This window comes from Shewanella sp. S1-49-MNA-CIBAN-0167 (assembly GCF_040310145.1).
Taxonomy (GTDB): Bacteria; Pseudomonadota; Gammaproteobacteria; order Enterobacterales; family Shewanellaceae; genus Shewanella; species Shewanella psychromarinicola.
Window position 1 is genome coordinate 71,511 of the sequence record NZ_JBEOPO010000022.1, and the last position, 13,038, is coordinate 84,548.

Genomic DNA, 13,038 nt, shown 5'->3' on the forward strand with positions numbered 1-13,038 from the left:
CGGTTTAACCACAAAAAAGGAGATCATTTGATCTCCTTTTTTTATGTGCTGAAAAATAATCTGTAATGTGGATGGCTCTTAGATTGCCAGATTGCTATGATGTTGAATATTAATAGAACCTGATAAGGTAAAGCGGATGGAATGTAAACTACGCACCACAATCGTTGCCGTTGTTGTGGGTGCAAGCATGTTGTTGTCAGGGTGTACTGCAACGTTAGGTTCAAATGATAATATTGCAGGACAGATGATTATCGCTCCTGTCATGCCAGACTATAAGTTGGAAGTGACGCTGGCAAAGCTAAATGAAATTTTGGCTACTATGGAGTTAACTGACGAGCAACGCGCACGTTTTCATTACGATCGTGGCGTCATTTATGACAGTGTCGGATTACGCTTACTGGGTAGAATTGATTTTCATCAGGCACTAAAATTACAACCCGATTTAGCTGATGCCTATAACTTTCTGGGCATTTACTACACTCAAGAAGGTGAGTTCGATAGTGCTTATGAAGCCTTTGATGGTGTATTAGAACTGTCACCTAATTATGATTACGCCTTTTTAAATCGCGGTATCGCATTATATTATGGCGAGCGCTACGAATTAGCGGTAGACGACATGAAAGTATTTTATGAGCGAGACCCTAGTGATGGTTACCGGGTTCTTTGGCTCTATTTGATGACTGCTGCGGTTGATAAAAATGCCGCTTTAGTGAATTTGGCGCAACAACGTGAACAGTTAAATGATGAGGATTGGTCTAGTATATTGGTTGATTTTTACATAGGTAACGTCAACCAAGAACAAGTATTTTCTGCTGCAAAAGTGGGCTTGTCTCAACCAAAAGAATATGCTGAACGCTTATGTGAAGCTTATTTCTACTTAGCTAAGCATGCTGCTGCAAATGGCCAATATCAGCAAGCTGCTAATTTTTATCGTTTAACGTTAGCGACTAATATTTATGATTTTGTTGAGCATCGTTATGCGAGAATTGAATTAGCTAAAATGAAAAATATGATCCAACAGTCTACCCAAGTACCATTGAAAAGCTAAAAAACACTTTGCCTAGCCAATTCTGCCGATAGGCGGTATAATTTGCCCCATTTTTAGCGGCTAGTGCAAGGTTAACATGTCAGGCAATAACGTTGAGGTCGACAAGCGTCGTACTTTCGCCATCATTTCGCACCCCGATGCGGGTAAAACCACCATCACCGAAAAAGTACTTTTATTCGGAAACGCCTTACAAAAGGCCGGAACGGTAAAAGGCAAAAAGTCTGGTCAACATGCTAAATCTGATTGGATGGAAATGGAAAAAGATCGTGGTATTTCCATTACCACCTCTGTTATGCAGTTTCCATACGGTGGCGCACTAATCAACTTACTTGATACACCTGGTCACGAAGATTTTTCTGAAGACACTTATCGTACCCTAACGGCGGTCGATTCTTGTTTAATGGTAATTGATTCCGCTAAAGGTGTCGAAGACCGTACTATTAAATTAATGGATGTGACGCGTTTACGTGATACGCCGATTGTGACATTCATGAATAAATGTGACCGTGATATTCGTGAGCCCATTGAATTAATGGATGAAGTCGAAGCTATTTTAAAGATAGCTTGCGCACCTATCACTTGGCCTATTGGCTCTGGTAAAGAGTTTAAAGGCGTCTACCATATTTTGCGTGATGAAATCATTTTATACCAGAGTGGTATGGGTCACACTATTCAAGAAGAGCGTATTATCAAAGGATTACACAATCCTGAACTAGACAAAGTGCTTGGCTCTTATGCTGCTGAAATCCGTGAAGAAATGGAACTGGTTGCGGGTGCTTCACATGAGTTCAATCAAGAGGCCTTTCTAAAAGGCGAGCTTACGCCAGTGTATTTTGGTACCGCCTTAGGTAACTTCGGTGTAGATCATATTCTGGACGGTATGGTTGAATGGGCCCCCAAGCCGCTTCCTCGTGAAAGTGATGTCCGCAATGTCACTCCTGATGAAGAAAAATTCTCTGGTTTTATCTTCAAAATTCAAGCCAATATGGATCCAAAACACCGAGATCGTGTTGCTTTTATGCGTGTTTGCTCGGGTCGGTATGAGCAAGGTATGAAAATGCACCATGTTCGCATCGGTAAAGATGTCAATGTCAGTGATGCGTTGACTTTTATGGCAGGGGATCGTAGTCGTGCTGAAGCGGCGTATCCTGGTGACATTATTGGACTACATAATCATGGCACGATGCGAATTGGTGATACATTTACCCAAGGCGAAAAATTACGTTTCACTGGTGTGCCTAACTTTGCCCCTGAAATGTTCCGTCGTATTCGATTAACTGATCCTCTAAAACAGAAACAACTGCTTAAAGGGGTCGTTCAGTTATCTGAAGAAGGTGCGGTACAGGTCTTCAGACCCATTGATTCTAACGATTTAATTGTGGGAGCTGTGGGTGTGCTTCAGTTTGAAGTGGTTGTTGGACGCTTAAAAAGTGAATATAACGTAGAAGCTATTTACGAAGGGATCAGTGTCAGTACCGCTCGATGGGTGTATTGCAAAGATGAGCGTAAATTAGAAGAGTTTCAGCGTAAATGTAGTCAGTATTTAGCCCTCGATGGCGGAAATAACTTGACCTATATTGCGCCTACAATGGTGAATCTAAACTTATCAATGGAACGCTATCCTGATATTGAGTTCACCAAGACACGTGAACACTAATTATTAACATGGTTTTTGCAGAGATGTTAAAAAAAGGTGGCTTTGCCGCCTTTTTTATTATTGTTTTTAAGAGGACATTAGTATGATTAAGGCTATTGTTAAGCTATTTATGGTCAATCCTTGGCAAAGGAACATTTTATGGTGTGATGAAATGGGATTAACCCTAGAAAATAACCGTAGCTGTGCACCAAGGTTGAGCGAGCCTGAAATGGATAGACCAAAAACTGAACCCACAGTGCGCCAGGTTTATAGCAGTAATAAAAAACAGTTACCTTATGATTGATACTCATGCCCATCTCGACATGTCAGCGTTCGATGATGATAGAGTGCAATTATTTGATGTCATGCACCGCAGTGGTATTACGTCGGTAATTTTACCGGGAGTGTCGGTTGACCAATGGCCAAAGCAAGTTCAGATAGCGCAGCAATTTGATTGTTATTTTTCGCTTGGTATTCATCCTTGGTACGTCCCAGAGAACATTGATGCGGCCATTATTAAGCTTGATGCAATGTTACAACAACATAGGAAAAATAAGCGTCTGGTGGCTGTTGGGGAGTGTGGTCTCGATAAATTACATCATTGGTCTGATAAACAATTGTTGTTACTTGAGAAACAGTTAGCACTTGCTCAAACTTATCAATTACCTGTCATTTTACATGCCGTTAAAGCTCATCAAGAATTACTGACAATGTTGGCACATTTTAAGCTAACACGAGGCGGAGTTGTGCATGGGTTTTATGGTAACAGTGACATGGCCAAACGTTATATTTCGCTCGGGTTTAAATTAGGTGTTGGTGGGTTAATTCTCAACCCCAGTGCAAAAAAGCTCCGTGAAACCGTGGTCAATTTACCGTTAGAACACTTTTTATTGGAAACGGATTCGCCAAGCATGGCTCCATTTGATCATCCACAATCGCGTAACACCCCACTCACTCTTCTTCGTGTTGTGTCCGAGATCGCATTTTTAAAGGAAAAGTCGACTGTCTGTATATTAGAACAATTGAATCAAAATGCTTTGCAACTATTTGACCTTTAGTTATTTTTTAATGAACACCTTAAGTTAAATATTTTTTAATGTTGTAAGGGTTTGAAATTAAACTTTAAAAACTTGATCAAAACGACGCTTTTCGTTTCACGCTCAGTTATAATCATCAGCGGAAATTAGGTGAGTTAACAACATTCAAAAAAACTGTTAACAAAAGGGTGATGATTAATGGATATAGTAATGAGTTTAGAGGGGGTGGTCACCTTACTATTGATAGGTTTCGCACTATCAAATAATAAAAAAGCAATTAACAAACGTACCGTTTTGGGTGCACTAGCAATTCAGGCCGCTTTCGGTGGTTTCGTATTGTATGTACCCGTTGGGCAAGAAGTGCTTGGCGGTGTATCAATGGGTGTTGCCAATGTTATTGGTTACTCTCAAGCTGGTATCGACTTCCTATTTGGTGGTCTAGGTACTGACGCAATGTTCTCAAATGGTGTTGGCTTCGTCTTCGCTATTCGCGTACTACCCGTCATTATCTTCTTCTCTTCTTTGATTGCTGTACTTTATTACCTTGGCATTATGCAGTTGGTTATTAAGTTCATCGGTGGTGGTCTTCAGAAGGCTCTAGGTACAAGCCGTACAGAATCTATGGCTGCTACTGCAAACATCTTCGTTGGTCAAACTGAAGCGCCGCTTGTTGTTCGTCCTTTCATTGCGACTATGACAAACTCTGAGCTATTCGCCATCATGGTGGGTGGTTTAGCATCAATCGCTGGTGCAGTACTTGCTGGTTATGCTGGTATGGGCGTTAAAATTGAGTACTTGGTTGCGGCTTCTTTCATGGCAGCTCCAGGTGGCCTATTAATGGCTAAGCTTATTCACCCAGAGACTGAAGAAACTAAAAACGAAATGGGCGATCTGCCTGAAGACACTGATAAGCCTGCTAACGTCATTGACGCTGCGGCTGCTGGTGCTGCTTCTGGTATGCATTTAGCACTTAACGTTGGTGCAATGCTGCTTGCTTTCGTTGGTCTTATCGCCATGCTTAACGGCATGTTAGGCGGCCTTGGCGGACTCGTTGGTTTTGAGAACCTTACTCTAGAGCTTATCTTAGGTTACTTGTTCATGCCTTTAGCATTCCTTATCGGTGTGCCTTGGAATGAAGCAATGGTTGCTGGCTCGTTCATTGGTCAGAAGATCATTGTTAACGAATTCGTCGCTTACCTAAACTTTGCTCCTTACCTTAATGATGCCGCTATAGCGTGTACCAGTGTTGCTAGTGAAGTCGCTAAAGGCTTACCACTATGCGTGGAAGGAACACAAGCTGCGATGACTGCTAGAACTCAAGCTATCATCTCATTCGCATTATGTGGTTTTGCTAACTTGTCTTCAATCGCAATTCTACTCGGTGGCCTAGGCGCTATGGCTCCAAGCCGTCGTCATGACCTTGCTAAGCTTGGTGTTCGTGCTGTTATAGCCGCATCGCTTGCCAACTTAATGAGCGCGACAATAGCCGGTCTATTCTTAGCTATCTAAGAACCAGTCCAGGGGGGTATCCCCCAAAAAACTGGGTCTTTAGATTCATAAAGACTAAAGACCCAGTGTGTAACAATGTTGTTATTGATTTTTGTGTTAATCCACCGTTTCCCAATACGAAGTTATGCCGTTTTAGTGATTGTAAAAGAGGATACATTAAAACCTCTAGTCAAAATTAAAATGTCAAAGCGTTAACAATTCGTAGACAAAAAGTCGCGACATTGTTCACAAAATAGAATTTTGTATTCGTTTTTTTATCGATTAAATATTGAGATTAATATCAGTAACGGTAAGATACGAATGACTAAAAAGAAGTGCTATCTAAGAAGATAGTTAAATAATATACATGGGGTTGATGATGAAAAAATTAAATACTTTAGTATTAGCAAGTACAGTTGCACTAGCAGGTTCTGCATTTACTGTTTCTGCTGCCGAACAAACTGGCGACATTCATGCAAACGATTATAATTGGATGCAGTTTAACATTATGTATGCAATAGATGAGCATCCAATTGCAAACGAAGATGAAGCTACTCATAACTATTTAGAAATGGAGTTTGGCGGTCGTTCTGGCTTTGTTGACCTCTATGGTTATGTTGATGTGTTCAACTTAGGCAACAGTGATTCAGGCGATAAAGCTGACGGCGAGAGCAAAATGTTCATGAAGTTCGCTCCTCGTTTTTCTATTGATGCCATTACGGGTACTGATTTATCTTTAGGCCCAGTTCAAGAAGTTTATTTCTCTACTCTATTTAACTGGGGTGGTGGCGCTATCAATACCGGAGGCAATGGTGAAGGCGATGTTAACATGTCTTTCTGGGGTGTTGGTGCGGATGTAATGGTTCCATGGTTAGGTAAAACTGGCATGAACCTTTATGGTGCTTATGACATTAACCGTAAAGACTGGAATGGTTACCAATTCTCGGCTAACTGGTTCAAGCCATTTGTTTTCTTTGAAGATAAGAGCTTCTTATCTTTCCAAGGCTATGTCGATTACCAATTCGATATGGATGAAGAATATTCTGGTACAAATTCCGATGGTGACTTTAATAACACTGAACACGGTGGCGCTGCATTCTTCGGTCTTTATTATCACACAGACCGTTTTGCTCTAGGTTATGGTGGTAAGTACTTCTACCATGCATATGGCTTAAATGATAACGCGTTTAAGAATGAATTCTTTGGTGGTTTAGATACTACTGGTTGGACTCATTTCCTTACCGCAACTTACAAAATCTAGTTGTTTAAGATATAATTTAATGGAGCCGCGTTTAGCGGCTCCATATTTTACCGAAACAAGGATATCGAACTTTCATTTAAAATCATTGTCCAATAATAGTGTTTTTATATAAAGGTTTGTACTCTACAAGGTCTTATTTTTACGCGCTAAAAAGGATTTTTCGCGGAATAGTTGAAACAAATATCTTTGTTTTACCTTTTCCGGTCTTCAAGGATTCAAGTCGTGGTACTCGTTATCAGATTGAATACTTAGGTTAGTAAATATCACCTAGATTTACTGGCAATACTGAAGGCCCGGCCATAATTATAATAATATGCCAGCTACATAGTGTTGCCTGAAAAAAAATTATCGACTTTGATTTTTCGTTTCGGAGAGCAATTATGACTGATTTAAAAAAAGCGGCGTCACGCGGTATTTCATTAATGGACTTAACCACGTTAAATGACGATGATACCGATCAAAAAGTGATCGATTTATGCCACAAAGCCAAGTCTCCAGCCGGCAATACTGCGGCGATTTGTATTTATCCTCGCTTTATTCCTATTGCACGTAAAACACTTAATGAACTTGATTGTGAAGACATTAAGATTGCTACAGTGACCAACTTCCCACACGGTAATGATGATATCGCTATAGCGGTATTAGAAACTCGCGCTGCCATTGCCTATGGCGCTGATGAAGTTGATGTCGTGTTCCCATACCGTGCTTTAATGGCAGGCAATGAGACGGTTGGCTTTGAACTGGTTAAAGCGTGTAAAGAAGAGTGTGGTGATGATGTCTTGTTGAAAGTTATTATCGAATCTGGTGAGTTAAAAGATCCCGCACTTATCCGTAAAGCCTCTGAATTAGCGATTGATGCAGGTGCTAATTTCATCAAAACTTCGACGGGGAAAGTTGCGGTTAATGCCACGCTTGAAGCTGCTGAAATTATGTTAACCGTCATCAGCGAGAAAAACCGTCAGGTTGGTTTTAAGCCTGCTGGCGGCGTGCGAGATGCAGCGAAAACAGCAGAGTTTTTAGCCTTAGCTGAGCGTATTTTAGGTGCAGATTGGGTCAGTCCGCAGACATTCCGTTTTGGTGCATCTAGCTTATTAAATAGCTTGTTGCATACGCTCGAATTGACTGAAGCGCCTACGCCTACTTCAGGCTACTAATTCGTACAATGCGCTAATAGCCACTTTGCATGATGAATTATCGTTATGCAAAGCGTCATCAATTGATGACATTCCAGATATTAATGGCGATCCTAAAGGTGTTGGATTGCCTAATAGGGACTCAATATGTTTCTTGCTCAAGAGATTATCCGTAAAAAACGTAACGGCGATGCACTAAGTACTGCAGAAATTCAATTTTTTGTTGATGGCATCACCCATAACACGGTTTCTGAAGGCCAAATTGCTGCGTTCGGCATGGCGGTGTACTTCAAAGATATGAATATGGACGAACGTATTGCATTAACGATAGCAATGCGAGATTCCGGAGCCGTATTAAATTGGGATTCACTCGGCCTTGATGGCCCTATTATCGATAAACATAGTACCGGTGGTGTAGGCGATGTCATAAGCCTAATGCTTGGTCCTATGGCTGCAGCTTGTGGTGGTTATGTGCCGATGATTTCAGGGCGTGGCCTAGGTCATACCGGCGGTACGCTAGATAAATTTGATGCTATTCCAGGCTATCAAACTGAACCGTCAAGTGAATTATTCCGCAAAGTGGTAAAAGATGCTGGTGTGGCCATTATTGGCCAAACGGGCGATCTTGTTCCTGCCGATAAACGTTTTTATTCAATCCGCGATAATACCGCAACGGTTGAATCTATTTCACTTATCACCGCCTCAATTTTATCTAAAAAATTAGCTGCCGGTCTTGATGCGCTAGCAATGGATGTCAAAGTAGGCAGTGGCGCATTTATGCCAACCTACGAGGCATCTGAAGAATTAGCTCGTAGTATTACTGCGGTAGCTAATGGTGCTGGCACAAAAACAACTGCATTGCTGACCGACATGAATCAGGTATTGGCTTCTTGCGCAGGTAATGCGGTTGAAGTGCGTGAGGCGATTAACTTTTTAACAGGTCAATATCGTAACCCTCGTTTATATGCGGTCACTATGGGTTTATGTGCAGAAATGCTTGTTTTGGGTGGTATTGCACACAACGAAGCAGAAGCACGTAATAAACTTAATACTGTATTAGATAATGGCAAAGCGGCAGAGGCATTTGCTAAAATGGTGGCGGGTTTAGGTGGCCCAACAGATTTTGTTGAGTCATACGATAAGTATTTACCTCACGCGAAGATTATTCGCCCTGTATACGCCAATACATCTGGCTTTGCTTACAAAATGGATACACGAGAACTTGGTTTAGCGGTTGTGACCTTAGGTGGCGGACGTCGTAAACCAGGAGATACACTGGATTATAGTGTTGGATTAACTCAAGTATGCGCACTCGGTCAGGCAGTTAACAAAGATATCCCGTTAGCGATGATCCATGCTCAATCTGAAGATGCGTTTGCAGAAGCTGCCGCGGCTATTCAGCAAGCGGTTATTATTGGCGATAGCGCGCCTGAGAAGACGCCTGAAATATATCGTTATATTCGCGCTTCAGATTTATAAAGGAAAGACATAATGAAACGTACTTTTATCTTAATGCTCGACTCTTTTGGAGTAGGAGCTGCTACTGATGCCGATAAGTTTGGTGATGTTGGCTCAGATACTTTTGGTCACATCGCTCAAGCTTGTGCAGAAGGCCGAGCCGATATCGGCCGTCAAGGGCCATTGAAGTTGCCTAATCTTGCTCGCTTAGGCTTAGGTCATGCTGGTTTTGAAAGCACGGGTCAGTTTGCTGCAGGATTTGATGATAATGTCGAGATTATTGGTGCTTATGGCCATGCAGACGAATTAAGTTCAGGTAAAGATACCCCAAGTGGGCACTGGGAAATGGCCGGTGTTCCTGTTCTTTATGAATGGGGCTATTTTAGTGATTTGACCAACTCATTCCCAAAAGAGTTAACCGATAAAATTCTTGAGCGTGCTGGTTTAGAAGATTTTCTAGGCAACAGTCATGCATCGGGTACTAAAATTCTAGAAGAGTTAGGCGAAGAACACATGAAAACAGGCAAGCCTATTTTCTATACTTCTGCAGACTCTGTTTTCCAAATCGCTTGTCATGAAGAAAGCTTTGGTTTAGAAAACTTATACAACTTGTGCAAAATCGCCCGTGAAGAGTTAGAGCCTTATAACATTGGCCGTGTGATTGCACGTCCGTTTGTCGGAACTGGCGCTGCTGATTTTGTGCGTACTGGTAACCGTCATGATTATGCCGTATTGCCCCCTGCGCCAACCGTATTAGATAAGCTTAAAGACGCTGGCGGTGACGTGGTGAGTATCGGTAAGATTTCTGATATATATGCTCACAGTGGTATTACTCAGCAGTTTAAAGCCACCGGGCTTGAAGAGTTATTTGATCAAACATTAACGCAAATTAACCGTGCTGGTGATAACACCATAGTATTTACTAATTTTGTTGATTTTGACTCTCATTATGGCCACCGCCGTGATACCGCTGGTTATGCTAAAGCACTTGAGTATTTTGATTCGCGTTTACCCGAACTGTTAGCGATTTTGCAACCTGACGATTTAGTGGTTTTCACTGCTGATCACGGCTGCGATCCTACTTGGGTTGGCACTGAACACACTCGTGAGCGTGTTCCTGTATTAGCCTATGGTGCAGGTTTACCTGCGGGTTCATTGGGGCGTCGTCAGTCTTTTGCTGATATTGGTCAGTCTATTGCGAGTTATTTTGAACTAGAACCAATGGATTATGGTGAATCTTTTATTAATTAGCCATAATTGCAAACGACGGTTCTATTTAAAGTTCAATGGTTTTGCTAAACTGTAAACATAATTAAGCAATACTAAATAATATATAAATATAGGGGTTATACAAATGGCTACACCACACATTAATGCAGTAGAAGGCGCATTTGCTGAGACAGTTTTATTTCCTGGCGATCCACTTCGTGCGAAATATATAGCTGAAACATTTTTAGAAAATGTTGAACAAGTCACTGACGTTCGTAACATGCTAGGTTTTACCGGTACTTATAAAGGTAAACGTATTTCTGTTATGGGGTCAGGTATGGGCATTCCATCTTGCTCTATCTATGCACACGAGTTAATCAAAGACTACGGTGTTAAGAACCTAATCCGTGTTGGTACTTGTGGTGCGATTAGCACTGACGTAAAAGTACGCGACGTGATTATTGGTATGGGTGCTTGTACTGATTCTAGAGTGAACCGTTTACGCTTTAAAGATAATGACTTTGCCGCAATTGCTGATTACAGTTTATTAAGTGCAGTGGTTGACTCTGCTAAAGCACATGGCACTAAAGTCCGTGTTGGTAATGTATTTTCAGCTGATTTATTCTACACTCCAGATCCACAAATGTTTGATGTTATGGAGAAAATGGGCATTTTAGGCGTCGAAATGGAAGCCGCTGGTTTATATGGTGTTGCACATGAGTTAGGCGCTAAAGCCTTATGTGTTGCGACAGTATCAGACCATATCCGTACTGGTGAGAAAACCACATCTGATGAGCGTCAAACAACATTCAGCGACATGATTATTATGACGTTAGATGCAGCGTTAACGTTCTAATCTTTACTGTACATAATAAAATGGGCACTGATTAGTGCCCATTTTTGTTTTGTAGATTACTGGTTTTTATCGGTATCGGCTTCGGAAGTCGGCTGGGGAGTCAACGATATTTTTTTGGTTTTTTTATGTAATTTGACCCGAGTCCTTCGGCGATCAAAATCTGCTCGTTTAAATGATAAAGCCCGTGAAAGTAATAAGCCAATGAAGCCCGCTACGATCAACATCATTTGCTGTAATTCCATATTCTGTTCATGCAAGATTTTAATTTCGTCAAAAAAGATATCCAGATTTAAACGCACTTCGACATAGCCTAAATTGTTATCATCTTGAATGACGTTTTCAATTAAAGGAGGATACGGCTTTAATAAGCCTTTTAACGCCTCTGAGTCCGCTTCTAAGCTTTCATAAGATACGCTTTGGGCAAAGGCTAACCTGACACCTTGCGAATTATAGATATTGACCGACATCACTTTGGGATCTGCAGCCAGTGCTGATGCTAACCATTGTAGCTGTTCATCATTTTGCAGAAACATCGCCGGAGCGGCACCATTAGCGGCTTGCTGTGCTAACAATCTTGCCATCACTTTTGTTTGTGAATTTAGTAATTTTTGACCATTACGTAAACTCGATTGCCACAAGTACATCAGACCGAAGATCAGCGCTATTGCCACTATGATTTGCACAATCCTGCTGAATTTTTGTCTTTTCTTAAGACCTTTAACAAAAATCACTTTAATCCTTAGTGTTTTTTCTATTTAATTGGAAGCTGTCTTGAGGCTGTTTTTTTGTTGAGCAGCCATTAAGTGCCGATCCCATTACACAGAATCATCAAAAAGCTATATTAATCGAAAAATTTGTCAGTAGATAGTCGTAACATACTAAGAGGCCATATTGATGCTGGAACAACGTGACAATGTCTTACTAAATTTCTTATTTTCAGATATTTGTGATAAATATCAACATCTAGGACGTGTATTATATCGTTATCAAGAATCTGATTATTTACTGAGCTTACAATCTTATTTTCCGTATCGTTGTCGGATTATTTTTAGTGTTGAATGCTCAACTGAGATTGAATCTTGGTTATCGTTAATTTCATCCGATGCTCATATCGCAAAGCTAGTCAGGCAGAATGATTTATTAGGTTTTGAACTGTCGACTCAAACAGTAAATGATAAATGGATTGCATCATTTCCACAGAACATAGCCGCTGAAATTGTACTTATTCAACAACCTTTAGCGCGCCTAAATCAACCGGGTTTGTTAGTGATGGATATGGACTCTACAGCCATTGACATTGAATGTATTGACGAACTCGCTGCCATGGCCGGTGTTGGTGAAGACGTTGCCGCCGTCACGGCAAGCGCAATGCGTGGTGAGTTAGATTTTGAGCAGTCTTTAAGGCTACGGGTCAGTAAGCTTGCTGGTGCCGATGCTGCCATTATTCAAGAGCTGTGCGATACGTTACCGTTAATGCCCGGTCTTGAAGCCATGTTAGCCGAACTAAAATCGCATCAATGGAAATTGGTGGTTGCATCCGGTGGTTTTACACCCTTTGTGAGCTATTTAAAAACATTACTGGGTCTGGATGCCGCGTTTGCTAACGAACTGGTTGTTGTGGATGGCAAGCTCAGTGGCGAAGTGACTGGTCAAGTTGTTGATGCTCAATTTAAGGCGAAAGTGGTTAGTCAGTGCGCCGAACAATGGGCCATTGCATCAGGGCAACGAGTGGCGATTGGTGATGGTGCCAATGACATTGCGATGATCCAAGCTGCCGATTTAGGTGTGGCATTTCATGGCAAGCCTACATTAATTGCCGCTGCAGATGTGTCAATACACCATGTTGATTTACGCGCGTTAGTGTTTTTATTACAGGCGTAGCGGGTAGGTCGTTGGCGCAGTGTACATTCTG

Annotated in this window: 12 protein-coding genes; 11 read left to right on the forward strand and 1 reads right to left on the reverse strand. The window is 41.5% G+C overall.

Features of this window, described 5'->3' with window-relative positions; translation table 11 throughout:
- Positions 1-136: 136 nt before the first annotated feature.
- The 10 genes from nlpI to deoD all read left to right on the forward strand — a co-directional run bounded on the left by nlpI (position 137) and on the right by deoD (position 11,126).
- Entirely contained in the window at positions 137-1,048 is a 912-nt protein-coding gene (nlpI, locus tag AAEZ00_RS11990) for a lipoprotein NlpI (RefSeq protein WP_124012072.1), read from the forward strand.
- Positions 1,049-1,124: 76 nt separating this feature from the next.
- A complete protein-coding gene (gene prfC / locus AAEZ00_RS11995; RefSeq protein ID WP_351088674.1) occupies positions 1,125-2,705 on the forward strand; it encodes a peptide chain release factor 3 in 1,581 nt (526 codons plus the stop codon).
- Between the two features lie 82 nt (positions 2,706-2,787).
- Complete coding sequence (locus tag AAEZ00_RS12000; RefSeq protein ID WP_351088675.1) at positions 2,788-2,988, forward strand: hypothetical protein; 201 nt, start codon at positions 2,788-2,790, stop codon at positions 2,986-2,988.
- The gene (locus AAEZ00_RS12005; protein WP_351088676.1) at positions 2,981-3,742 is read left to right on the forward strand and encodes a TatD family hydrolase; all 762 of its coding nucleotides are present in this window, start codon (positions 2,981-2,983) and stop codon (positions 3,740-3,742) included. The genes AAEZ00_RS12000 and AAEZ00_RS12005 overlap by 8 nt, the downstream gene beginning before the upstream one ends.
- 177 nt (positions 3,743-3,919) lie before the next feature.
- Positions 3,920-5,230, forward strand: coding sequence for a NupC/NupG family nucleoside CNT transporter (locus tag AAEZ00_RS12010; RefSeq protein ID WP_351088677.1), 1,311 nt, complete (start codon positions 3,920-3,922; stop codon positions 5,228-5,230).
- A 355-nt stretch (positions 5,231-5,585) separates the two neighbouring features.
- Entirely contained in the window at positions 5,586-6,470 is an 885-nt protein-coding gene (locus AAEZ00_RS12015; RefSeq protein ID WP_124012070.1) for a nucleoside-specific channel-forming Tsx family protein, read from the forward strand.
- Positions 6,471-6,850: 380 nt separating this feature from the next.
- Positions 6,851-7,624, forward strand: a complete 774-nt coding sequence (gene deoC / locus AAEZ00_RS12020) for a deoxyribose-phosphate aldolase (protein ID WP_101032506.1) — start codon at positions 6,851-6,853, stop codon at positions 7,622-7,624.
- A 126-nt stretch (positions 7,625-7,750) separates the two neighbouring features.
- Positions 7,751-9,082: a thymidine phosphorylase gene (deoA, locus tag AAEZ00_RS12025; RefSeq protein ID WP_124012068.1), complete on the forward strand. Its 1,332-nt coding sequence runs from the start codon at positions 7,751-7,753 to the stop codon at positions 9,080-9,082.
- A 12-nt stretch (positions 9,083-9,094) separates the two neighbouring features.
- Positions 9,095-10,312: a phosphopentomutase gene (locus tag AAEZ00_RS12030; protein ID WP_335686619.1), complete on the forward strand. Its 1,218-nt coding sequence runs from the start codon at positions 9,095-9,097 to the stop codon at positions 10,310-10,312.
- Between the two features lie 103 nt (positions 10,313-10,415).
- Positions 10,416-11,126 (forward strand): purine-nucleoside phosphorylase, encoded by a 711-nt coding sequence (gene deoD / locus AAEZ00_RS12035; RefSeq protein ID WP_101032503.1) that lies wholly within the window; start codon positions 10,416-10,418, stop codon positions 11,124-11,126.
- A gap of 56 nt (positions 11,127-11,182) precedes the next feature.
- Here the strand turns inward: deoD and AAEZ00_RS12040 are convergent, their stop codons facing one another.
- Complete coding sequence (locus AAEZ00_RS12040; RefSeq protein WP_101032502.1) at positions 11,183-11,857, reverse strand: AhpA/YtjB family protein; 675 nt, start codon at positions 11,855-11,857, stop codon at positions 11,183-11,185.
- A 163-nt stretch (positions 11,858-12,020) separates the two neighbouring features.
- Between AAEZ00_RS12040 and serB the strand changes: the two genes are divergently transcribed.
- The gene (gene serB, locus AAEZ00_RS12045; RefSeq protein ID WP_351088678.1) at positions 12,021-13,007 is read left to right on the forward strand and encodes a phosphoserine phosphatase SerB; all 987 of its coding nucleotides are present in this window, start codon (positions 12,021-12,023) and stop codon (positions 13,005-13,007) included.
- The last annotated feature ends 31 nt before the right edge of the window (positions 13,008-13,038 follow it).

Coding starts and splice junctions, on each gene's coding strand:
- AAEZ00_RS12015 (WP_124012070.1), top strand. CDS start 5,586: ATGATGAAAAAATTAAATACTTTAGTATTAGCAAGTACAGTTGCACTA.
- prfC (WP_351088674.1), top strand. CDS start 1,125: ATGTCAGGCAATAACGTTGAGGTCGACAAGCGTCGTACTTTCGCCATC.
- deoC (WP_101032506.1), top strand. CDS start 6,851: ATGACTGATTTAAAAAAAGCGGCGTCACGCGGTATTTCATTAATGGAC.
- AAEZ00_RS12030 (WP_335686619.1), top strand. CDS start 9,095: ATGAAACGTACTTTTATCTTAATGCTCGACTCTTTTGGAGTAGGAGCT.
- AAEZ00_RS12000 (WP_351088675.1), top strand. CDS start 2,788: ATGATTAAGGCTATTGTTAAGCTATTTATGGTCAATCCTTGGCAAAGG.
- AAEZ00_RS12005 (WP_351088676.1), top strand. CDS start 2,981: ATGATTGATACTCATGCCCATCTCGACATGTCAGCGTTCGATGATGAT.
- nlpI (WP_124012072.1), top strand. CDS start 137: ATGGAATGTAAACTACGCACCACAATCGTTGCCGTTGTTGTGGGTGCA.
- AAEZ00_RS12010 (WP_351088677.1), top strand. CDS start 3,920: ATGGATATAGTAATGAGTTTAGAGGGGGTGGTCACCTTACTATTGATA.
- deoA (WP_124012068.1), top strand. CDS start 7,751: ATGTTTCTTGCTCAAGAGATTATCCGTAAAAAACGTAACGGCGATGCA.
- deoD (WP_101032503.1), top strand. CDS start 10,416: ATGGCTACACCACACATTAATGCAGTAGAAGGCGCATTTGCTGAGACA.
- serB (WP_351088678.1), top strand. CDS start 12,021: ATGCTGGAACAACGTGACAATGTCTTACTAAATTTCTTATTTTCAGAT.